The sequence below is a fragment of the Streptomyces sp. NPDC090442 genome (genome assembly GCF_044769405.1).
Taxonomy (GTDB): Bacteria; Actinomycetota; Actinomycetes; order Streptomycetales; family Streptomycetaceae; genus Streptomyces.
In genome coordinates, this window is the sequence record NZ_JBIVXW010000044.1 from 1 (window position 1) to 20,525 (window position 20,525).

Here is a 20,525-nt window from a genome sequence, read left to right on the forward strand (position 1 = left end):
GGGTGTTCGGACGTAAAGCGAAGCAGTCCGAACACCCTGCCCCGGAGGCCCGTCACCGCACCCCGACAGCCCCGCGCAGCGGCACCGCCCGCCGCAGGCGCCACGGCGGGAAAGCCGACGAGGTGGGCAGCAAGCCCAGCGCAGCGGCACGGTGGGAGAGCCGACAACGTGGGAGGCCCAACACGAAGGCGACACCCACCGACGAGAACCGGTCAATTGCCAGCGGCAACCCGTATAGCCGGGTGCGGTACGTACCGACTTCAGTAGCCTTCCGGGCAGGCTCTCCCGCGGACCGCCATGTGGGAGGGCCTCGCGTTTTGTCGTGCATGGCAGCGCGGAGCGCAGTGGTCGGAGGGAGACGTCAAGTGCCCGGAATCGACGAGGTGTTGGCCCGTGCGATGGGGATCCCCGGAGTCCAGGGGGCCGGTCTGACCGACTGGACGAGCGGGCTGACGCTGGGCACCGCCGGGCGGGCCCCGCACGGTGACCACGAGGCGGCGGCCGCGGACGCCGCCGAGGTGGTGCAGGCGGTGGCCCGGAACGCCACGTTCGACACCGCGGGCGGGGACGGGGAACCGCTGGAGGACCTGATCATCACGGCGGGGAACAGCTACCACCTGATCCGCCTGGTGCCCACCGCCTTCGACAGTCAGACCTGCCTCCACCTCTGGCTGGACCGCGCACAGGCCAACCTCGCCATCGCCCGATTGCGACTGCGGGAATTGGCGGCGGAGTTGGCGGCGGCGGACTGACCTCCGGCATGGCTGGGACGCCTCTTCCGCGCCGGGGCCCGATCGGTGACGACGGCCGGGCCGGCCCGTTGGGTCGGTACGCCGCCCAACGGGCCACCGGCGCCCTGCGCGGCCCCGACGGCTGCGTCTACCTCCACGAGGGCGCGGTCTACTGCGTCGAGTGCCCGGCGGCCCCCGACATCGGAGCCCGGCTCGCGCGGGCCGGCCGGTTGCCGCCGGAGTGCTGGCGACGCGCGCAGGCCGCGGCCGGAACGACCCACCAGGGCGGTCAGTTCCTGCTCACACAGGGCTGGTTGACCCGCGGCGAGCTGGAGCTCTGCCAGCTCGCCGCGCTGCTCGACGCGGCGTGCTTCGTCCTGCCGCCGGCCTCCGGGGCCACCTCCTTCACCCCGGGCGACGCGCACTGGCTGGGGGTGATCCGCCCGGTCGGCGCGGCCGCGCTGCTGGCCGCGGTGGCGCGGCGGCGGGCGCAGCTCGACCGGTTGGGCGCCTGGGCGGCCGCGGACGGCGCGCCGGTGGTGCCGTTGCCGGCGGAGCAGCCGGGCCGTCCGCCCCTGACCGGCCGTCAGCGGCGGCTGCTCGCGCACGCCGACGGGGCGCGCACCCCCGGTCAACTCGCCCATGAGCTGGGCCAGTCGGCGTTCTGCACCCTTTTGGAGGTGCGGCGGCTGGCCGCGGCCGGGCGGGTGCGGGTGGCGACGGGGCTGCCGCGCCGGCGCCCCGGGGCCTTCCGGGAAGAGCGGCGGGGCCGGGACGCCGCGGCGGTGTGGCACCTCCCGGACCCGGGCGTCCTGGAGACCGCGGATCCGGATGTCGCCCTCCTCGTCCGCCTGCGCACCGCACTGGAGGAGAACCTGTGAACCCTTGTGAACCCCGCCCATGAGGCGCGTATTCGGAATGCGCGCCAGGAGAAGGAGCGTCAGAACACCGATGACGAGCGAGACCGAGGCGATCGCGTCCGGGATCCGGGACGAACTGCGCGCGCTGCGCGAGCACATCAGGCATCTGCACGGCGGCATGGTGGCGAGCGCGGACGGGATGGTGATCGCCCACGACCTGCCGGACATCGAACCCGACGGCCTGGCCGCGCTCACCGCCGCGGCCATCGGCGTCGCCAAGCGCCTGACCGACGCGACCGGGCAGGGCGGGTTCGAGGAGTACCTGACCCGCGGCAGTCGCGGCTACGTCGCGGCGTACGCGGCCGGGAGCCGCGCGGTGCTCACGGCCGTGGCGGGCCCGGAGGCCAACGTGGGCCGGCTCCACCTCCAGGCCCGACGCACCGCCACACGCATCGCGGCCCTGATCGACACCCCGCCGGGCCGTTAGACAGCCGTCAACCAGCCCTCGCTGCTTGGCGATTGACGGTTTCGGCCGCATCGGCCAGCCGTCCCGCACGACCGACCTGCCGACCCATCCAGCCAGTCCACCGAATTCAGTGAAAGGCCCACCCTCATGACGCAGATGGAAACCGCCCTCGGCGAAGCGATGTCCACGATCGAGGGCGCGATAGGCGTTGCGCTGGTCGACTACACCAGCGGCATGGCGCTCGCCACGCTCGGCGATCCCCAGACGTTCGACCTCAATGTGGCGGCGGCCGGGAACACCGACGTGGTGCGCGCGAAGTTGCGCACGATGGAGATGTTGGAACTCCAGGGCACCATCGAGGACATGCTCATCACGCTGACCTCGCAGTACCACCTCATCCGGCCGCTGACGGGCAAGAGCGGCAACGGTCTCTTCCTGTACCTGGTGTTGGACCGCAAGCGCGCCAACCTCGCGCTGGCGCGCCACCGTCTCGCCCGCCTGGAGGCCGATCTGGAGGTGTGAGCGGGGGCACCTCCCAGCGATAGCTGGGGGAGCTCAGCCGGCCGCGACCGCGTCCAGCAGCCGACGCAGCGTCAGGCCGTCGGGGGCGACCACGGTGGCCAGGGCTGCGGGTCCGGCGAGCGGGGCCAGGACGCCCTGGCCGGCGCCGTCGCCGGCGGCCCCGCCAAGCAGCGTCACCTCGGCCGGACTGTCGGCGAACTCCGAGCCACAGAGCAGGAGTTGACCGACGGCACGATGGTCGCCGAGGACCGCGGAGCTGTCCCAGCCGGGGGCTCCGGGGCCGTAGGCGGTCTCCTGGTCGAGGAGGGTGCGGCCGGCCTGGCGGACCGTCAGGCGGCTGCGGAGCGCGCCGGTGTGCTCGCCGGTGCGGCCCAGCACCTGTTCCTCGCGGAACACCAGGCTGGCGGAGGGCGCGAGGTCGATGGTGGTGGTCATCCGCAGGTCGCTGCCCCCCGCGGAGATCAGCGGTTCCGGCAACCATTCGAGCCGGGCGCCGTCGCCGACCGTCAAGTGGACGTCGTAGGTGGCCGGTTCGCCGGTCCGACCGGGCAGCGCGACGGTCGCCGCGGCCGCGGTGACACGGAGCGAGGTGCCCGGTTCGGCGGTGGCCTCGATGCGCAGCCGGTCGCCGCCGAGCGGGGCGCTCATGGCGCCGACCAGGCAGACCCGGGCCTGGTCGGCGTGCGACTGGACGCGCCGGAGCGCGAACGGGCCGCCGCCGTCCAGGACCGGCAGCCGGGTGGTACCGCCCGGCTCGTCGGCGCGGGCGACGATGCGGGCGGTGGCCCGCAGGCCGGCCGCCGGGAGGGCGGCGGCCTGCGGTGCGGTGGGGAGCGGGAGGGTGCGGGTGGTCATGCCTGGGCCGCGGTCCAGTTCGCCAGCTGCGCCCGGACCCAGTCGGCGACCGGCTTGACGCCGTCGGGCTGCTTGAGGGCGGTGAACGCGACGGGCAGGTCGCCGCGTTGGGCCTTGGCGTCGCGGGCCATGCCGTCGAGGTCCACGCCGACGTAGGGGGCGAGGTCGGTCTTGTTGATGACCAGCAGGTCGGCGGTGGTGACGCCGGGGCCGCCCTTGCGCGGGATGTCGTCGCCGCCGGCGGTGTCGATGACGAAGATCTGGGCGTCGACCAGGCCCTTGGAGAAGGTGGCGGTGAGGTTGTCGCCGCCGGACTCGACGAGGACCAGGTCGAGCGGGCCGACGGCGTCCTCCAGGTCCTCGACGGCTTCGAGGTTGGCGGAGATGTCGTCGCGGATGGCGGTGTGCGGGCAGGCACCGGTCTCCACGGCGGTGATCCGCTCGGTGGGCAGCACCGCCTCGCGGCGCAGGAACTCGGCGTCCTCGCGGGTGTAGATGTCGTTGGTGACGACGGCGATGGACAGCTCGTCGCGCAGCACGCGGCACAGCGCGGCGACGGTGGCGGTCTTGCCGGTGCCGACCGGGCCGCCGAGGCCGATGCGCAGGGCGCGCCGGGTGCCGTCGGAGCGGATCGGTTCGGCGGCGCTGTAGGTGTGCCGGTGCGGGAAGCCGTCCTGGTGGTCGAGGTGCATGGTGACTCCGGTGGTGCGTAGGACCGCGGGGTGTGCGGCGCGGTGGATGGGTGGGTGGCGGGTCAGGACGCGAAGAGCCGTACCGGCCAGGCGGCGTGTGCTTCGGCGGCGATGTCGAGCAGCGGCGCGGAGGCGGCGGGCAGGGCGTCCGGGCCCTCAGTGACGGCGCGGTGCGCGGCGTCGGCGCCGGCCCGGGCGACCTGGTCGAGGTCGTCGGCGAGGCGGGCGAGGACCGCGGTGGCGTCGAACGGGTCCAGGCTGAGCAGCCGGACCGCGGCGGTGGCCGGGCCGCTGATGTTCTCGTAGGCGACCGCGTAGGCGGCGTCCACGGGCGTCAGCCCGGCCGACCGGGCGGCCAGGCCGAGGACGACGGGCTGGTGGGCGCCGCGCGGGCGGGCCGCGGCCAGCGCGTCGAGCTCGGGCCCCGGCCAGGTGGCGCGGGCGGCCCGCATCATCTGCCGGCCGAGCCGGCGGGCGACCTGGCGCAGCGCCGGGACGGGCGTGCGGGCGTCCGCGGCGTCGTCCAGGACGAGCGGGTCCAGGCCCCCGGCGGCCGCGGCGGCGAGCCCCGCGGCGACCAGACCCGCGGTGTGCAGCCGGCCCCGGCAGAAGGTCGCGAGGGTGGCGGCGTCCTTGATGTGCCCCGCGGTGACGGCCGGTTCGGCGCCGCCCGAGTGGGCGTGCCCTCCGGCGGGGAACCGGCCGTCGGCGAGGACGAGCAGCGCAGCGCGACTCATCGATGGTGCTCCGGATCTTTCGGTGACGTCATGAACGGTACGTCAGAAGAGGAAGTACCGCTGGGCCATGGGGAGTTCGGCGGCGGGGGCCGGCTCGACCACCTCGTCGTCGATGGTCACCGTGAAGGTGTCGGGGTCGACGTGGACGCGCGGCAGGGCGTCGTTGTTGCGCATGTCGGCCTTCTTGACACCGCGGGTGGAACGGATGGCCTCGAAGGACTTCGCCAGCGGGAGGCGCTCGGGGAGGTCGTCCTCGATGGCCTGCTGGGAGACGAAGTTGAACGAGTTGCTGCCCGGGGCCTTGCCGGTGGCGCCGAACATCGGGCGGGGCAGGATCGGCTGCGGGGTGGGGATGGACGCGTTGGCGTCGCCCATCTGCGCGTAGGCGATCTGGCCGCCCTTGATGACCAGTTGGGGCTTGACGCCGAAGAACGCCGGGTCCCACAGCACGAGGTCGGCCAGCTTGCCGCTCTCGACCGAGCCGACGACGTGGTCGATGCCCTGGGCGAGGGCCGCGTTGATGGTGTACTTCGCGACGTACCGCTGGGCGCGGTGGTTGTCGGCCCGGCCGTCGCCGGGCAGGGCGCCCCGGCGGCGCTTCATGACGTGCGCGGTCTGCCAGGTGCGCAGCACGACCTCGCCGATCCGGCCCATGGCCTGGGCGTCGGAGGACATGATCGAGATGGCGCCGAGGTCGTGCAGGATGTCCTCGGCGGCGATGGTGGAGGGCCGGATCCGGGACTCGGCGAAGGCCAGGTCCTCCGGGACCGCCGGGTTGAGGTGGTGACAGACCATCAGCATGTCGAGGTGTTCCTCGACGGTGTTGACGGTGTGCGGCCGCGTGGGGTTGGTGGACGCGGGCAGCACGTTGGGCTCGGAGACCATCGCGATCATGTCGGGGGCGTGGCCGCCGCCGGCGCCCTCGACGTGGAACGCGTGGATGGAGCGGCCGGCGATGGCGGCGATGGTGTCGCCGAGGAATCCGGCCTCGTTGAGGGTGTCGGTGTGGATCGCGAGCTGGGCGCCGCTCTCCTCGCAGATCGACAGGCAGGCGTCGAGGACGGCGGGGGTGGCGCCCCAGTCCTCGTGAATCTTGAACCCGAGGACGCCGGCGCGCAGTTGGTCGCGCATCGACGGCAGGGACATGGTGTTGCCCTTGCCGAGCAGTCCGACGTTGACCGGGACGTTGTCCATGCCCTCCAAGAGCCGGGCGATGTGCCAGGCACCGGGGGTGATGGTGGTGGCCTTGCTGCCCTCGGCGGGGCCGGTGCCGCCACCGACCAGGGTGGTGATGCCGGAGGCCAGCGCCTCGTCCGCCTGCTGGGGGCAGATGAAGTGGACGTGGGTGTCGATGCCGCCGGCGGTGAGGATCTTGCCGTTGCCCGCGATGACCTCGGTCTCCGGGCCGATGACCAGGTCGGGGTGGACACCGTCCATGGTGTCGGGGTTGCCGGCCTTGCCCAGCGCGACGATCCGGCCGTCCCGGATGCCCACGTCGGCCTTGACGATGCCCCAGTGGTCGAGCACCACGGCGCCGGTGATCACGGTGTCCGGGGCGCCCTCGGCGCGGGTGACGCGCGACTGGCCCATCGACTCGCGGATCACCTTGCCGCCGCCGAAGACCGCCTCGTCACCGGCCCGGCCGGGGCCGCCGGAGCGGTCCTCGCTGATCTCGATGACCAGGTCGGTGTCGGCGAGCCGAATGCGGTCGCCGACCGTGGGGCCGAACAGGTCGGCGTACTCCTGGCGCGTCAGTTCAGGCACCTTCAACTCCGTTCGCTTCTCCGCCCGCTCGGCGAGAGTGCAGGTCGTTCCACGGCTGCGGCCCGGCGGCCTCCCGCATTCCCCCAGCTACCGCCGGGTGGTGCCCCCTGCTCACATCGAGAGGACCTCCGGTCTCACCGCGCAGCCCGACGACGATCCGCTTGCCCCCGATGGGGATCAGCTCGACCTCGGTGGGAATGCCGGGCTCGAAGCGCACGGCGGAGCCGGCCGCGACGTTCAGCCGCAGGCCGTACGCGGCCACGCGGTCGAAGTCGAGGCCGGGGTTGGCCTCGGCGAAGTGGTAGTGGGAGCCGACCTGGACTGGGCGGTCGGCGGAGTTGAGGACGGTCATGCGCGTGAGGGGGAGGCCTTCGTTGAGGCGCACCGGCTCGTCGGCGTAGAGGATCTGTCCCGGGATCATTTTCTGCGCTCCCGTGGTCAGTTGATGGGTTCGTGAACGGTGACGAGCTTCGTGCCGTCGGGGAAGGTGGCCTCGACCTGGACGTCGTGGATCATCTCCGGGACGCCGTCCATGACGTCGTCGCGGGTGAGCACCCGGCGCCCGGAGGACATCAGCTCGGCGACGGTGCGACCGTCCCGCGCTCCTTCGAGGATGTGCACCGTCAACAGGGCGATGGCTTCCGGGTGGTTGAGCTTCACACCCCGGGCCCGCCGCTTTTCGGCCACGTCTGCCGCCACATGAATCAACAACCGTTCCTGCTCATGCGGGGTCAGTTGCATACGTTCCACCTCACAGGTTTCCACCCGGGCGCATTTACCCAGGTCACAGGCGCGAACATACCTGCGCAGTTAGATGTACCACACAATGTTTAAAGGGCGAGCAAACCGACTTCCACTAGTTGATCAGTAACTCCCTCATGGCGGAAGGGTAGTTCGGCGAGATTTCGATGCCGTTACGGCGGACGGGGAATTGCACGCACCGTGTCGCGCCTGGCGTAACCCGCCGGAAATCACCGGCCGTTACGGTCCGGCGACCGCGCCCCCCCCCACCCCGACCTCCGGGGTTGCCCGAGAACTCGGGTGGCGAATTCCACACCTCAACCCCCTTCCGGAGTGCGGAAAATCGGTCGGGATAACCCGCAATCAAGGGGAAGTATCCCCCGAAACCAGACGGCAATCCGATGCCCGGACGCGACTGTCCGATATCCGCCCTTGACTGCAAGGAAAGCCTCTAGCGATCCTCATGCACGCGTCAAGAATTCCGCTGCGCTTCACCCCCCACAACAGCATCGGAGCCCTCCGTGTCACGCTCACCCCGTATGCGCCGCGCGGCCCTCGCCGCCGGCGCCGCCACCGCCGTCGCCGCACTGCTCGGCACCACGGCGGTCGCCCAGGCCACCGCGCCCCGCACCCAGTCCGCGCCGGACATCCCGGTGGCCGGCATCAAGGCCCACCTCGACAAGCTCCAGTCCATAGCCGACGCCAACGGCGGCACCCGCGCCCACGGCCAGCCCGGCTACAAGGCGTCGGTCGACTACATCAAGGGCAAGCTCGACGCGGCCGGATTCACCACCAACGTCCAGGAGTTCACCAGCGGCGGCGCCACCGGCTACAACCTGATCGCCGACTGGCCGGGCGGCGCCGAGGACTCGACGGTGATGGTCGGCTCGCACCTCGACTCGGTCGACGCGGGCCCGGGCATCAACGACGACGGCTCCGGCTCGGCCGGCATCCTGGAGGTCGCGCTGGCCGTCGCCAAGGAACACCTCAAGCCCGCCAAGCACCTCCGCTTCGCCTGGTGGGGCGACGAGGAGGACGGCATGGTCGGCTCCGGGCACTACGTCGACACGCTGGGCGCCAACCGCTCGAAGATCTCCGCGTACCTGAACTTCGACATGATCGGCTCGCCGAACCCCGGCTACTTCGTCTACCACTACAACGACGAGCTGGCGAAGGTCTTCACCGACTGGTTCGGCACCAAGAAGATCGCCACCGAATGGGACACCGAGGGCGACGGCCGCTCCGACCACGCCCCCTTCCAGCGCGCCGGCATCCCGGTCGGCGGCCTCTTCTCCGGGGCCGACTACATCAAGACCGACGCCCAGGCGAAGAACTGGGGCGGCACCGCGGGCAAGGCGTTCGACCCCTGCTACCACCGCGCCTGCGACACGTCCAAGAACATCGACGACACCGCGCTGCACAACCACGCGGACGCCATCGCCAACGCGGTCTGGCAGCTCAGCTCCTGACGCCCCGGAGGCGCTGACGGACGCGGCCCCCCGCGGCCGCCCCGCGCTCCGCCGAGGTCATCCCTCCCGACCCGGTCGCCGATCCCCGGCGGCCGGGTCGCGGTGTTCCGCGGCGATCCCGAAGCGGCGGCGTTCGCCCGGAGCGGACGGCAGGGGCCGCACGGACGAGACCGTGCTGATCACCTGGTCCTGCTCCTCGGCCCGCTCGCTCCGCCCCCATTCCTCAAGTCGTTCCAGGTCAGCGGCGGACACCAGCGCCGCCAGGGGCTTGCCGTGACGGGTGACGACCACCCGCTCACCGCCGTAGACGACGCGGTTGATCAGATCCGCGAGCTCGGCCCGGGCTTGCGTCACCGGAATTTCGTAGGCCATGCTCCTAGCCTACGGCGCGTCCACCTGGTCCACCGTGGTCTGTGACGACAGTAAATGTCCAGGTCAGGGGCTCTCACGTGCTCCTGTGCGCTCCAGTCTGTGAGAAATATGTGAGTGAGACGCGGTGAGAGCCTTGGCGGGTCTCCGGTGGAGCGGAACGTCCCGCTCCACCGGTCCCCCACAGAGTTCCGGCCGGGCGGGGGCTTGTCCGTCAACGCACCAGGGCTGGGGGGAGATCCGCCAAGCCTCCACATTGGCAGGCTGCCATGGGCATCACGCGCGGCGGCGTGATCCCGAGCTTGGTGTATCCCTCGTCGCAGGTAGGCCGGGGGAACGCAGGGTGGTGCGCCCGTGCAGAGCCGCAGATTCCCGACGGAGTTCCGTTGCCGGTCTGCGTCTGGGGCAGGCTGCAGAGCGCGCCCATCGGGTCCAGGTGGAGCCCGCGCCATCTTCGGGGCGTCCGATGTCCCCGGCCCCCGGGTCGGACAGCGCGGACGCCCCGCCCATCGGCGAGGCGTTGCGTTCACACCCGTCAGGGGCGCTGCCGCGCTTCCGAGCTGCGCGCCATTTCGAGCAGGTCCTCCATCTGCTTGCGGAGCTTCGTCATCTCCGGGGAGGGGTGCTCCCGTTCCAGCTTGCGCATCTTCTCCAGTTGCCGCTCGATCTCGGCGGAGCTGCCGCCAGCCGAGGCTGAACCCTCGCCGTTACCGGCCTCGCGCTGCTTGGCCGACTGCAGATCGCTGACGGCCCGCTCCAGGTCCTTGGGCTTGACCATCTTGGCGTCGGATGGAGCCTTGAACGCGGGCGCCTCGCTCTTGAGCTCGATGGACAGCGGCAGCTCCCCGTCGACCTTCTGGTCGTCGTCAGCGAACTGGGCCAGGTTCAGGGTCAGTTCGCAGACGGCGCCGTCCTTGAGGGCGATGTCGAGCGTGATGTCCTTCTCGGGGACGTCCTCGGCGCTGTCCTTCAGGGAACCGAGGGACGGGTTCTTCTCCGCGATCGGCTCCAGCCCCTTGGCCAGGGTCATCATGGCCTTCTTCGCGGGCACCGTGGCCGTCACGTGGTCCGCGCCGCCCTTACTGCCCGCGTCCTTGAGGTCGGCGTTGTCGATGAACGCCTTCTCGAAGGCGTCCATCACCTTCTTCTGGTCCTCGACCTTGAGCTGGGTGGCGGGGCCACCGGGGCCGGGCTGCTGCTTCTTCGCGAACTCCTCGAAGTCCTTGACGTCGTAGCCCACCCACTGCCCGCCCATCATCTCCTTGAAGGGCGACGGCAACTTGTCCAACTCGCCCTTCTGGCGCGCGAGGTTCGCGCTGCCCTGGGGCGTCAGCTTGGCGAGGCGCTGGAAGTCCATGCGCTGGTACATCGTCTTGCCGTCGGAACGGACGTCCACAACGGGCTGCCCGCCATCGACCGCGAACACGTATCCGCTCGGGACGTGGACGTTGGCCTCCGGGTCCTTGAAGACGTCCTTGACCGGCTTGTCGGGGGCCGACCACATGGAGAGCCTGAGGCCGGCCATGAGCTTGGCGTAGTCGCGCTGGAAGCCCTTGGTGCCCTTCAGCGCGGACCAGATCTGCTGCTCGTTCGCCGAGATCCGAACCTCCGCGGTGAGCGCCTTCCGCTCACCCAGTTTCTGGAATCCCTGCTGGACCTTGACGCCTGCACTGACCTTCTCGAACGGGCCACATGCGGCGGACACGGTGGATATCAGGGCCACACAGCCGATGGCGGCCAGGCCCTTGCGGTTGATGGAGATGCTCCTGCTCCTGCTCGGTGCGGTAGGTACCGGTATGGGAGACCAGAGTGGAAGCAGGAAGGTTGTACGCGCCAGCGAATTTTGTCAGGTACGTGGCCCGACATACTGCGGGCAGCTCTCCGCCCGGGTCGGCGTCCACAACCTGTGCCATGTGGAAGCCGTCGACTCTGCGCGCCGCGTCCGCTTCGGCGCGGAACCGGCCCGGAAGGCTGCGTCCGCGGCCAACTCCGGTCTGGCCACCTTCACCGCCATCAAAAACCCCCGCCGCGCGACCGGGCCAGATACACCGTACCCACCCCACCCGCGCCGATCCCCCGCACCACGGCGTACGGCCCGATCCGATCCAACTACCGCTCCCTCGCACGTCCTTCACAACTCGTTGTATCCACCGTGCCCCGCCCGTACCAGCCCTCGCTTGTCCTCTCCACGGGGCCGACCCCGCGCATGAAACATCTTCCTGGCCCACCGCATCAATGAGATGAAGTCGATGCAGGTGAGTTACTCCCACTTGGGATCGCCCGTTCCCGCCCGTGGTGAGCTGGTGCGAGTCGTCGCGGCACATTGTTCGCCGAGCGCACGGGCGAGTAGCTCGCGAAGTTGCTGATTCTCCTCGGTGAGCCGCCGGATGTGGGCGAACGCGACTTCACGCGTCGATCGACGGCGTCCATCGAATCGACGTGTCTGGATGTCGCTCGTGCTGATCTGGGACCGGCTCGGCACCCACTGCGAACTGGCCTGCCCCGGATGATCCGGCGCCTCACCCTGTCATGCCGAAGTCGTAACGGCTTGGACTCACACTCAGGCTTGCTCTCGCGGCCAGGGGCACCGCTACTGCGACTGGCGAAGCGCAGACAAGCAATCGGGCCATCAACCTTCTTGTCTGGTCACTCAGTTGACGGCCTTTCATGTGTCGCCAGGCGAGCCCTTCCTCATTTCGCTTCCAAGACGGCGCTGGCGAACCACCTCCTGCGAGCTGGGGGCTCGGTTGACACACAGCACCTTTCTGTAAAGATTAAGTTAATAATATGCCATCACGCCCTATGAGGCATGACGCAACTAATGTCCAACTAACTGGAGAAGTACGTGGGTTTCCGTTTCGGCCGTAAGCGTGGCCGTGCACTCGCCCAGATCGCCACTGCGACGCTCGCGGTAACCCTGCTGGGCGCGATGGAGGGAACCGCAGTCGCCGACAGCCCCGCCCCTGTCCCGGCGTCTTTGCAGAACATTCAGCCCCAGGCTCTGAAGTTGACCGCCCCCTGGGCCACCAAGGGCGAGGCCCCGCATGCCCCTCAGAGCCGGATGGCGGCGACTGCGCTTAGCGCCCCGGGCGCGGTGAGCTCCCCGTCTTTCCACTTCTCGGGCGTCATGGGCAACGGTGACCTCTATCAGCAGTTGCCGAGCGGCAACGGGTTCGAGCCGCGCACTCGTATAGCGCCGGGCTGGGGCATCTACACGGCCGCGCAGAACGTCGACCGTGACAAGGACGGTTTCGTCGACGGGCTCTACACCTGGGACGGTGACGGCAATCTGCGCTTCACGTCCCCGAAGAACGATTTCGAGACCGAAACCAGCCTCATTGGCGGGGGCTGGAACATCTACGACAAGGTCCTCTCCCCTGGCGACCTCGGTGGCAACTCGGAGTCCGACATCATGGCCATCGACAAGGCGGGCGTGATGTATGTCTATCTCTCCTACTCCGACGGCCGGTTGACCCAGCGGAACGAGATCGGCGGCGGCTGGGGGCAGTACACCCAGATCGCCGGCCAGGGTGACCTCACGGGCGACGGCAAGGCTGACGTCGTTGCCCGCGACAAGTCGGGGGTGCTGTGGCTCTACAAGGGCACCGGTAACTGGAGGGCTCCCTTCGAGGCCCGTCAGAAGATCGGCGGTGGCTGGAACTCGTACGACTACCTGCTCTCCACTGGCGATGTGGACGGCGACGGAAAGACCGACCTACTGGCCCGTACCCCCAGTGGCGACCTGATGCTGTACAAGGGCAACGGCAACACCCCGGATCCGTTTGACAAGCCCGTCAAGATCGGCTGGGGCTACGGCGCTTACAAGTTGATGTTCTGACACCGCACCCCTGTGCCAACGCGGAAGCCGCACTTCCGGGATGGAAGTGCGGCTTCCGCGCTCGAGCGCCGCGCGGCGCCTCCTGCACAGCCCCGGCCGTCGACGCCCCTGAGCCCGTCGCCAACCCGAGATTCGCCGCAGGTCGGCAACGCGATTGCTTCGATCCACCAGGCAACGTGAGTGCGCGCCCTCATGAGGGCCTTGCGGGCCACGTACCCGAAGGCCACCTCCCCCTGATCAAGATTTGATAAAGGGTCGACCATCTACTGACGGATGGTCATTTCCGACTGGCCGTTGAGATTGCAGGCCAAGGGGGCGCTAACTGGGCACAGATTGCCCCTCTTGGACGGATGTAAGGGTGTTGAAACTATTGATCGTCACCTGATACTTACTTGACCCGATATTTACAGATGCTGCCCGCCGTCGGCGGGTGCACTCAGCGGGGGATTTAACCAGCCATGACCGTGAAGACCAGGCCCGTGCGGGCTTCGGGCTCCGCCTTGGAGCGGTCGGGCTTGTCCTGCGCCAGGTCCCGCTGCGAGGGCGAGGAGCCTCGAGAGGAAGGCCCATGGGGCGCGTCGGCGAAGAACCGTACGGTTTGCGCGGACGAACTTCGACAAAGACGTCAACCGCTTGGGGCCGTGGGAGTGGATGCCGTCCGGAACGCCTGGGACGGAACGGTCCCAGGATGCGCATCCAGGGTCCGTGAAGCAAGACTCGAGGCTCGATCCGTCGGCCTCCCTCCCCCGCTCCGCCTGGGTCGCTCAGGCACCTGAGAAGAGCCAGAACAGGCGAGCAGCTCGCTTCAACTATCCGCCGAATCACGGCAATTGAAATCTCCAAGCTGCGTATCCGTCTGCCCGCAAACATCGGGCGACTCTCACGGGACGCTGGAAGGGTTACTGAACACAGAATGGACAAGAGCCACACCAACTCCGCAGGAATGCGGAGGGCCATCAAGCGCGGGATCGTGACCGCCACGGCGCTGGCCGCGGTCACCGGCGTGGCCGCCCCGGTTTCCTTCGCCACGCCGACGGAATCGGTGGCCCAGGCAGCAGGTATCGGCACCACCGATGAGCAGCGCGTGGATGCCGCGGCCGTGGTCCACCTCGACCCGAGCCCGGACATACTGCTCCTGAGCGACGGCGACTTCATCCACGCGCTGTGGCAGAAGGCCAGGGACGCCGGCGAGTCCCTGCAGGCGGTGCGTATGGCGGCCGAGGAAGTGATGATGGTCGGCACCTCGGCCGAGGACCAGGTGCGGTTCATCGTCGCCGGCATCCACAAGGCGTACGAGGCCGACAAGCAGCGGGAAAAGGACCGCGCCGATGCCGACCGGGTGGCTCGGGCGACCAAGCAGCGGGCTCTGATCACCGTCGGCATACCTGTGAGCCCGGAGCTGCTGGGGCTCAGTGACGACAACTTCGTCCGCGCCGTCATGAACCACCCGGCGGTCGGCAAGGAGGTCAAGGATGCAGCCGCCCGCGCGTTGGCCGGTGATACCGCTGCCTGGCAGGAGTTCATCACCACCGGGGCGCGTGAGGCCCACCAGCGTGACGTGACCAACGAGCTCAAGGAGAAGGCGGAGAAGGAAGCCGAGGAGCTCCGGCACAAGGAAGACCTGAAGTACCGCAAGGCCACTCTCGCGCTGTTCGAGACGCGGTTCAAAATCACGTTCTCCGATGCAGCGCTCAACCTCAGCGATGACGATCTCATCCGCGAACTGCTGCGACGTACCCCCGCCGAAGAGCAGCAATCCGAGCTCTACGCCGCGGCACAGCGGGCGATCCTGAGTCCCGACCCGGTTGCCTGGAAGGAGTTCCTGCACACCGGTGCTTCCCAGGCCAACAAGCTCGACTACGACAACATCCTCAAGAAGCAGGCCGAGGACCACCGGAAGCAGGTACTGCAAATTCAAGCCCGCGCGGAGAAGACCGGGGTCCACCCCGGTCTGGTCGCCGCGGCGAAGAAGGCGTTGGCCGGAAGCGACGCAGACGTCACCGAGTTCCTCATGAAGGGGTATCCCCGGGCGACGCGGCAGTCCTTCCAGGCGGGCAGTGCCCAGTTGCGCGGCTGGTACATCCGCCAGTCCGACGCGGACAAGGGCGAGGCGTTCCTGGCCCCTGGTAGCAGCAAGGGCAAGCAGGCAGACCGCGAGGACGCCACCTGGAGCATCGTGCTGGGCCTGGCTGCCGGACAGCCCGGTTGCTACTCCTTCGAGTCAGTGCGCAAGCCCGGCTACTACCTGATGCAGAAGAACTTCCGGGTGCGGATGGCCGCCGACGATGAGAGTGCGGCGTTCCGCAAGGACGCCACCTGGTGTGCCCGCAAGGGCCTGACGGGCTCGGGCACGTCGTTTGAGTCGGCGAGCCAGCCGGGGCGCTGGCTGCGGCAGTTCCAGGGTGACCTCTACGCGGCCGACAAGAGCGGCAAGCAACGCTACGAGGCCGTAAAGGACTTCGCCCAGGACGCCACCTGGAAGATCTCCGCCCCGCTCGCGCGCTGACGCTCCGCCCGCCGAGTCCCCTCCCCAAGAAGCAAGAAGAACGGAACACCCCCATGTCCCGGATCACCCGAGCCGCGCTGGCCATCGGCGCCGGCGTCGCCGCGCTGGCCGGCAGCGTCACCACCGCGCACGCCGATACGGACACGCCCCGTGCAGCTGCCGGTCAGACGTCGGTCGTGCAGTTGCAGGCGTCGCACAGTGGCAAGTGCCTGACCATCGCCGACGGCAGTTTCCGCAACGGCGCCAACGCGATGCAGTCCAAGTGCGCCGACGACGCGGACAACCAGCTCTTCGAGCTCGTGCCCACCGGCTCGGCGACCTTCGAGGTGCGGGTCAAGCACAGCGGCAAGTGCCTTGAGGTGGAGAACAGCGGCACCCAGGCCGGGGCCAATGTCCAGCAGTGGTGGTGCGTCGACGGCAACCAGATGCGCTGGCGTCTGGTAATGGTCGACGTCGCCAAGGAGCTGTACGAACTGCGGCCCGTGCACGCTGACTTGCGTTGCCTGGATATCAAGGACGGCAGTGTCGCGGACGGCGCCAATGCGCAGAGCTGGTACTGCACCGGCGCCGCCGCGCAGCGCTGGCAGCTCAAGCCGGCCAAGGCCTGACCTCGTCAGCTTCCGTCGAGCCGGTCGTCGCCGTCTGGCGACCGGCTCGACGCCACCAGACACCGCATCTCGCCCAACCCCGTTGGGCTGCCCACCCATCGAGAAGAAACGGACTCCCAGATGTCTCGGACCATCCGAGCGGCCCTGGCCACCGCCTGCAGCCTCACCGCACTGACCGTCGGCGCATCCACCGCGTACGCGAGCGTTGTCGATGACGCGAAGAGCGCTTCGAAGGCTGCTCAGGCCGCGAACAAGGGCGCGGATGACGCCGCTAACAAGGCCCTCGAAGCTGCCCGTGAGGCCGCGAAGAAGGCTCAGACCGCCAAGGACGCCGCTTCGGACAAGGGCGACACTGTCCGGCTGCAGCTTCCGGAGAGCGGCAAGTGCCTTGGTATTGACTCCGCCAGCAAGGACAACGGCGCGGCCGCGCTCCAGTGGACGTGCAACGAGGGCCAGGCACAGCAGTGGCGCGCCATACCCACCGTCGACTCGTCCTTCGTGTTGCGCAACGAGCACAGCGGCAAGTGTCTTGAGGTGGAGAACAGCGGCACCCAGGTCGGCGCCCGGGTGCAGCAGTGGGGCTGTAGCGGTGGTGGCGCCCAGCTGCGCTGGCGGATGGTCCTGGTCGACCCCGTCAGCAAGCTCTTCCAACTGCGCCCCCTGCACACCCCGGACCGCTGCCTGGACATCGACCACGGCAAGAAGGACGACGGCGTCCAGGCCCAGCAGTGGTACTGCAACCAGACCGACGCGCAGCTGTGGCGAGTCCTGCCGGTCAAGTGACCGCGCCCTCGCTGGATCACCGCAATGAATCTTCTGTTTCTGAAAGGTCGGCTGTGAGCCGTAAGTTGTGGGTCGCGCAGGCGGTGGCGGCGGGTCTGCTGGCCGGTGGGGTCGCCTGCGTGACGGTGTCTCCTGCCTGGGCCGACGCCTCAGTGGCTGCCGCCGTTTCGACCGGTCAGTCGACGGATCAGTCCGCTGACCCGGCCGCGTTGGCCAAGGCCGCAGCGGCCGAGGAGGCGCGGAGCTACGTGCAGCGCCTGGCGAAGTCTCGGCTTCCTGCCGAGATCCGCACCTCGGCGTGGAACGTGCTGCGCAACTCCCGTGGGGACGAGGCGATCGCGGAATGGCTGGCGCCCGGCGGCGGCTATGACTACGCCAAGAAGCGGCTGCGGGACACCCGGGCACGCAACAAGGCGTTCTGCGAACGTGTCGTGCAGACCCACACCGTCGGTTTCTCTCCCGAGGTGCGCGCCGCAGCCGCTCGCGCTTTGAAGGGCACCGACGCGGACCGGGCCGCCTTCGTCAAGACGGGGTACGACCAGGCGCGGCAGCGTGACCGGGTTGCCCGTGAGGCGAACGAGCAGCACAAGCTGGAAGTCGTCGCCGCGGACCGGGAGTTCGTGCGTGCGCTCGCTGAGAACGACCCGGGCGCGCAAGTACGGGTGGCGGCTCAGTGGGCACTGCGATCCGGCGCGACCGACGCGGACGTCGCGGAGTTCTTCGGTTACGGCTGGGTGACTGGCGCGACGTTGGACCTGGAGGAGCACCGGCTGCGGACTGCTGACGCGGAGCGGGGCCGGCATCACGCCCTGTCCCGTCTGATCGAGCAGGCGGAGACGGCCGAGGCCGCGGTGCAGGGCTCGGCCGACGCGGCGGAGGCGCGGGCCGAGGCCGAGCGGGCCTGGCAGGCCGTTGCCGAGCACGCAGGGGCCGCGCAGAAGGCGTGGCAGGCCGAGCAGGCCACGGCCATGGCCCAGGCGGAGAACTGGAAGAAGGTCGCCCAGCTCGCCAAGGACGCCGCGGACGGGATCTGGAAGAACATCGCCGACCCGGCCGATGCCACCGAAGAGAGTTGGGCCAAGGAGCAGGCGGACGCGGTCGAAACCGCCACGTTCTGGCGGGACATGTACGACCGTGCCCAGGCAGCGGAAAGCCGCCTCAAGGGCTGATCTTCCCAAGCGATCGGCCGACGCGCAGGTTGCGCGTCGGCCGGCTTCCCCTGCCCTGCTCACTGCTGCGGGGCGGGGGTCTTTCTGTTTATCCATTTCGTTTCAAGGGGGTTTCTTCCCGTGATGGGTAGATTCCGGCCAAGGGTCGGAAAGCTACGCGGCGACACTGTCGCCGGGATAGCACGTAAGACGGTGACCGCAACGGTGGTCGTGGCGCTGCTGGGCGGCATGACGAGCCAGGCAACTGCCGCGACCACCGAGCACGCACGGAACGCGGCGCAGAGGTCCGACTTCGCCGAGGCGATCTCAGCACTGGACCGGGTAGCCGACTCGCTGCCGAAGTCGTCCGCCACCAAGGCGGCTGCTCCGCGTTCGGAGCTTGACCGGATCAGCGCGGAGCGGGATCGGCAACTCGTCGAGGACTTCGCGGAGTTCGACGAGGAGGAGGAGGTCCAGGAGGCCGCCAGGAAGGCCCTGGAGAGCGACGACCCGAACGCGATCCGGGAATTCCTGGAGCACGGCGAGGCCGAGGCCCGCCAGCGCGCCAAGGACAAGAAGAACGGCACCGACGCCGCGAATCGCAAGAAGATCGAGGCGATGCGCGGCACCGGCGGGCCGACCTTCAACGCCGAGGTCGAACGCGTTCTGGGCCCGAAGGCCACGGCCAAGGACCGTGAGGACTTCTTGGCGTTCGGCGCGGAGATCGCCCGCCAGAAGGACCAGACGGACGAGAAGAACGCCAAGGAGCGCGCGGCCGAACTCCGCAAGCGCGTGGAGCTGTTGGCGGCCAACGGCGGCCCGGAGGTGAAGAAGGCCGCCCAGGAAGCGCTGGCCGCCGGCACCGACAAGGCCATCGAGGAGTTCCTGGAAAAGGGCTACCAGATCGCGGCAAAGAAGGACGCCGATGCCCGGGAGGCCCAGGAGAAGGCTCAGAAGGAGGCTCAGGAGGCCGCGGAGAAGCTGCGTGAGCTGGCCGAGAAGGCCAAGCGCGCGGCGGAGGCCCGCACTCAGCTCATCGCCTTGCACGGCGACGCGGTCAAGGCCCTCAAGGATGCCTCCAACGCCATGACGTTGGCGGCCCAGGCATCGCGTGAAGCCGACCGGATGCTCTCGGCCGACCGCGCGGGCAAGCACCTGTCCTCCTACGACAACGTCAAGGCCGAGGTCGAACGCCAGGTCGGCTATGCCACCGCGGCGGCCAAGCAGGCGAAGGTCGCGGCAGGCCAGGCCAAGGTGCAGGCCGACGTCCTGGTGGAGACCGGCCTGACCTACGGCACGCAGTGGTCCGAGGTCGCCTCGGGCATCGCGGAAGCGGCGGACGCGGCGGCCAAGGCCGCCCAGACCGCCCAGCACGCCGTGGACGCCACCGCCGCCGACGCCGCGGCGCTGGACGGCAAGAACGCCGCCGAAGCGCACGAGCAGCAGGCCAAGAAGTGGCGAGCCAACGCCGAGGAGAACGCCAAGGCGGCAGCCCAACTGGCCACGGCCGCCGACAAGCAGGCCAAGGTCGCCGCGAACGCTGCCTCCCGGGCCAAGCAGGCCCGCCTCGACGCCGAGAAGGCCGAGAAGGAAGCCTGGGAGCACGCAAAGAAGACCCGTGAGGCCCGCGTCGAGGCCCAGCGCCAAGCCAAGATAGCCGCCGAACAGCGCGCGATCGCCGAACGAGAGCGCAACTTGGCCGCCCAGGCACGCGCCCGCGCCGAACGCGAACGCGACAAGGCGGCTGCGGCACGGTCACGTGCCGAGGCCGAAGCCCGCACCGCAGCCGCGGCCCGCGCGCAGGCCCAGGCGGCCGCAGCCACGGCGGCCTCGGCACGCGCCAGCGCCGCCGAGAAGGAAGGCATCGCCGCCAAGGCGGACGAAAAGGCCCGCAGCGAGGAGACCAACGCCCGCAACGCGCGCAACGCGGCGTTCAAGGCGGAACAGAACCACCAGGCCAAGGAGGCGCGGGCCAAGGCAACTGAGGCAATGGCCGCCTCGGGCCGCGGCACCGCAGCCGCCGGCCAGGCCAATGCCGCCGCAGAGGCAGCACGGGCGGACGCCAACACCGCCGGCGCGGCGGCCAGCCAGGCTCGCGGCGCCGCCGACACCGCCAGCGGCGCCGCGGTACGCGCCCGCTCCGCGGCCACCGAGGCCGCAGGCGCCGCAGCCCGAGCACGGGCAGCCGCTGCCGAGGCCGGCGCGCACGCCGCACGCGCCAACCACGCCGCCAACAACGCCGAAGCGGCCGCCGCCAACGCCAACGCCGCGGCCAACAAGGCCGAAGCCGAGTACCAGGCCACCATCGCCGCAGCGCTGAAGGCCAACACCAAGGCAGCCGAGGCCACCGCCCAGGAAGCGCGCGCCGGCATCGCCGCGCACGAGGCGTCCCGCCTGGCCGGACAGGCCGCCATCCACGCCAACCAGGCCCTGCAG

General features: G+C 69.7%; 17 protein-coding genes and 1 pseudogene. 10 read left to right on the forward strand and 8 right to left on the reverse strand.

Annotated elements, in window-relative coordinates:
- Window positions 1-365 precede the first annotated feature (365 nt).
- From ACIQU6_RS27650 to ACIQU6_RS27665, 4 genes are all read left to right on the forward strand, one after another.
- On the forward strand, window positions 366-752 hold the full coding sequence (locus tag ACIQU6_RS27650; protein WP_403484385.1) for a hypothetical protein: 387 nt from the start codon (window positions 366-368) through the stop codon (window positions 750-752).
- A gap of 8 nt (window positions 753-760) precedes the next feature.
- Entirely contained in the window at window positions 761-1,612 is an 852-nt protein-coding gene (locus ACIQU6_RS27655) for a hypothetical protein (RefSeq protein WP_403484386.1), read from the forward strand.
- Window positions 1,613-1,682: 70 nt separating this feature from the next.
- Window positions 1,683-2,078, forward strand: coding sequence for a roadblock/LC7 domain-containing protein (locus tag ACIQU6_RS27660; protein WP_403484387.1), 396 nt, complete (start codon window positions 1,683-1,685; stop codon window positions 2,076-2,078).
- A gap of 126 nt (window positions 2,079-2,204) precedes the next feature.
- Window positions 2,205-2,579 carry a hypothetical protein gene (locus ACIQU6_RS27665; protein WP_403484388.1) on the forward strand — a complete coding sequence of 125 codons (375 nt, stop codon included), beginning with the start codon at window positions 2,205-2,207 and terminating at the stop codon, window positions 2,577-2,579.
- A gap of 33 nt (window positions 2,580-2,612) precedes the next feature.
- Here ACIQU6_RS27665 and ACIQU6_RS27670 read toward each other — a convergent pair whose 3' ends face one another.
- From ACIQU6_RS27670 to ACIQU6_RS27695, 6 genes and pseudogenes are all read right to left on the reverse strand, one after another.
- On the reverse strand, window positions 2,613-3,434 hold the full coding sequence (locus tag ACIQU6_RS27670; protein WP_403484389.1) for an urease accessory protein UreD: 822 nt from the start codon (window positions 3,432-3,434) through the stop codon (window positions 2,613-2,615).
- Window positions 3,431-4,126, reverse strand: coding sequence for an urease accessory protein UreG (gene ureG / locus ACIQU6_RS27675; RefSeq protein ID WP_403484390.1), 696 nt, complete (start codon window positions 4,124-4,126; stop codon window positions 3,431-3,433). Before ureG ends, ACIQU6_RS27670 begins: the two co-directional genes overlap by 4 nt.
- 62 nt (window positions 4,127-4,188) lie before the next feature.
- Window positions 4,189-4,863, reverse strand: a complete 675-nt coding sequence (locus ACIQU6_RS27680; RefSeq protein WP_403484391.1) for an urease accessory protein UreF — start codon at window positions 4,861-4,863, stop codon at window positions 4,189-4,191.
- A 42-nt stretch (window positions 4,864-4,905) separates the two neighbouring features.
- The gene (locus tag ACIQU6_RS27685) at window positions 4,906-6,627 is read right to left on the reverse strand and encodes an urease subunit alpha (protein ID WP_403484392.1); all 1,722 of its coding nucleotides are present in this window, start codon (window positions 6,625-6,627) and stop codon (window positions 4,906-4,908) included.
- Window positions 6,628-6,742: 115 nt separating this feature from the next.
- A pseudogene (locus ACIQU6_RS27690) lies at window positions 6,743-7,048 on the reverse strand (urease subunit beta); the annotation flags it as partial.
- 17 nt (window positions 7,049-7,065) lie between these two features.
- A complete protein-coding gene (locus ACIQU6_RS27695; protein WP_274911893.1) occupies window positions 7,066-7,368 on the reverse strand; it encodes an urease subunit gamma in 303 nt (100 codons plus the stop codon).
- A 521-nt stretch (window positions 7,369-7,889) separates the two neighbouring features.
- Here ACIQU6_RS27695 and ACIQU6_RS27700 point away from each other — a divergent pair.
- Window positions 7,890-8,837, forward strand: coding sequence for a M28 family metallopeptidase (locus tag ACIQU6_RS27700; protein WP_403484393.1), 948 nt, complete (start codon window positions 7,890-7,892; stop codon window positions 8,835-8,837).
- 57 nt (window positions 8,838-8,894) lie between these two features.
- Here the strand turns inward: ACIQU6_RS27700 and ACIQU6_RS27705 are convergent, their stop codons facing one another.
- Both ACIQU6_RS27705 and ACIQU6_RS27710 read right to left on the reverse strand, forming a co-directional pair.
- Window positions 8,895-9,209, reverse strand: coding sequence for a type II toxin-antitoxin system Phd/YefM family antitoxin (locus ACIQU6_RS27705; RefSeq protein ID WP_403484394.1), 315 nt, complete (start codon window positions 9,207-9,209; stop codon window positions 8,895-8,897).
- 532 nt (window positions 9,210-9,741) lie between these two features.
- Complete coding sequence (locus ACIQU6_RS27710; RefSeq protein WP_403484395.1) at window positions 9,742-10,911, reverse strand: hypothetical protein; 1,170 nt, start codon at window positions 10,909-10,911, stop codon at window positions 9,742-9,744.
- A 1,140-nt stretch (window positions 10,912-12,051) separates the two neighbouring features.
- Here ACIQU6_RS27710 and ACIQU6_RS27715 point away from each other — a divergent pair.
- The 5 genes from ACIQU6_RS27715 (at window position 12,052) to ACIQU6_RS27735 (ending at window position 18,110) form a co-directional block, all read left to right on the forward strand.
- Window positions 12,052-13,044: an FG-GAP repeat domain-containing protein gene (locus tag ACIQU6_RS27715; protein WP_403484396.1), complete on the forward strand. Its 993-nt coding sequence runs from the start codon at window positions 12,052-12,054 to the stop codon at window positions 13,042-13,044.
- A gap of 913 nt (window positions 13,045-13,957) precedes the next feature.
- Window positions 13,958-15,550, forward strand: coding sequence for an AbfB domain-containing protein (locus tag ACIQU6_RS27720; protein WP_403484397.1), 1,593 nt, complete (start codon window positions 13,958-13,960; stop codon window positions 15,548-15,550).
- A 53-nt stretch (window positions 15,551-15,603) separates the two neighbouring features.
- Window positions 15,604-16,158 carry an RICIN domain-containing protein gene (locus ACIQU6_RS27725; RefSeq protein WP_403484398.1) on the forward strand — a complete coding sequence of 185 codons (555 nt, stop codon included), beginning with the start codon at window positions 15,604-15,606 and terminating at the stop codon, window positions 16,156-16,158.
- 120 nt (window positions 16,159-16,278) lie between these two features.
- A complete protein-coding gene (locus ACIQU6_RS27730; protein ID WP_403484399.1) occupies window positions 16,279-16,941 on the forward strand; it encodes an RICIN domain-containing protein in 663 nt (220 codons plus the stop codon).
- Between the two features lie 53 nt (window positions 16,942-16,994).
- Window positions 16,995-18,110: an ALF repeat-containing protein gene (locus ACIQU6_RS27735; RefSeq protein ID WP_403484400.1), complete on the forward strand. Its 1,116-nt coding sequence runs from the start codon at window positions 16,995-16,997 to the stop codon at window positions 18,108-18,110.
- Window positions 18,111-20,525: the final 2,415 nt, after the last annotated feature.

Bases quoted from the DNA above. Each gene is read 5' to 3' on its own strand.
- ACIQU6_RS27670 (WP_403484389.1), bottom strand. From the start codon at position 3,434: ATGACCACCCGCACCCTCCCGCTCCCCACCGCACCGCAGGCCGCCGCC.
- ACIQU6_RS27730 (WP_403484399.1), top strand. From the start codon at position 16,279: ATGTCTCGGACCATCCGAGCGGCCCTGGCCACCGCCTGCAGCCTCACC.
- ureG (WP_403484390.1), bottom strand. From the start codon at position 4,126: ATGCACCTCGACCACCAGGACGGCTTCCCGCACCGGCACACCTACAGC.
- ACIQU6_RS27665 (WP_403484388.1), top strand. From the start codon at position 2,205: ATGACGCAGATGGAAACCGCCCTCGGCGAAGCGATGTCCACGATCGAG.
- ACIQU6_RS27680 (WP_403484391.1), bottom strand. From the start codon at position 4,863: ATGAGTCGCGCTGCGCTGCTCGTCCTCGCCGACGGCCGGTTCCCCGCC.
- ACIQU6_RS27720 (WP_403484397.1), top strand. From the start codon at position 13,958: ATGGACAAGAGCCACACCAACTCCGCAGGAATGCGGAGGGCCATCAAG.
- ACIQU6_RS27655 (WP_403484386.1), top strand. From the start codon at position 761: ATGGCTGGGACGCCTCTTCCGCGCCGGGGCCCGATCGGTGACGACGGC.
- ACIQU6_RS27660 (WP_403484387.1), top strand. From the start codon at position 1,683: ATGACGAGCGAGACCGAGGCGATCGCGTCCGGGATCCGGGACGAACTG.
- ACIQU6_RS27725 (WP_403484398.1), top strand. From the start codon at position 15,604: ATGTCCCGGATCACCCGAGCCGCGCTGGCCATCGGCGCCGGCGTCGCC.
- ACIQU6_RS27705 (WP_403484394.1), bottom strand. From the start codon at position 9,209: ATGGCCTACGAAATTCCGGTGACGCAAGCCCGGGCCGAGCTCGCGGAT.
- ACIQU6_RS27695 (WP_274911893.1), bottom strand. From the start codon at position 7,368: ATGCAACTGACCCCGCATGAGCAGGAACGGTTGTTGATTCATGTGGCG.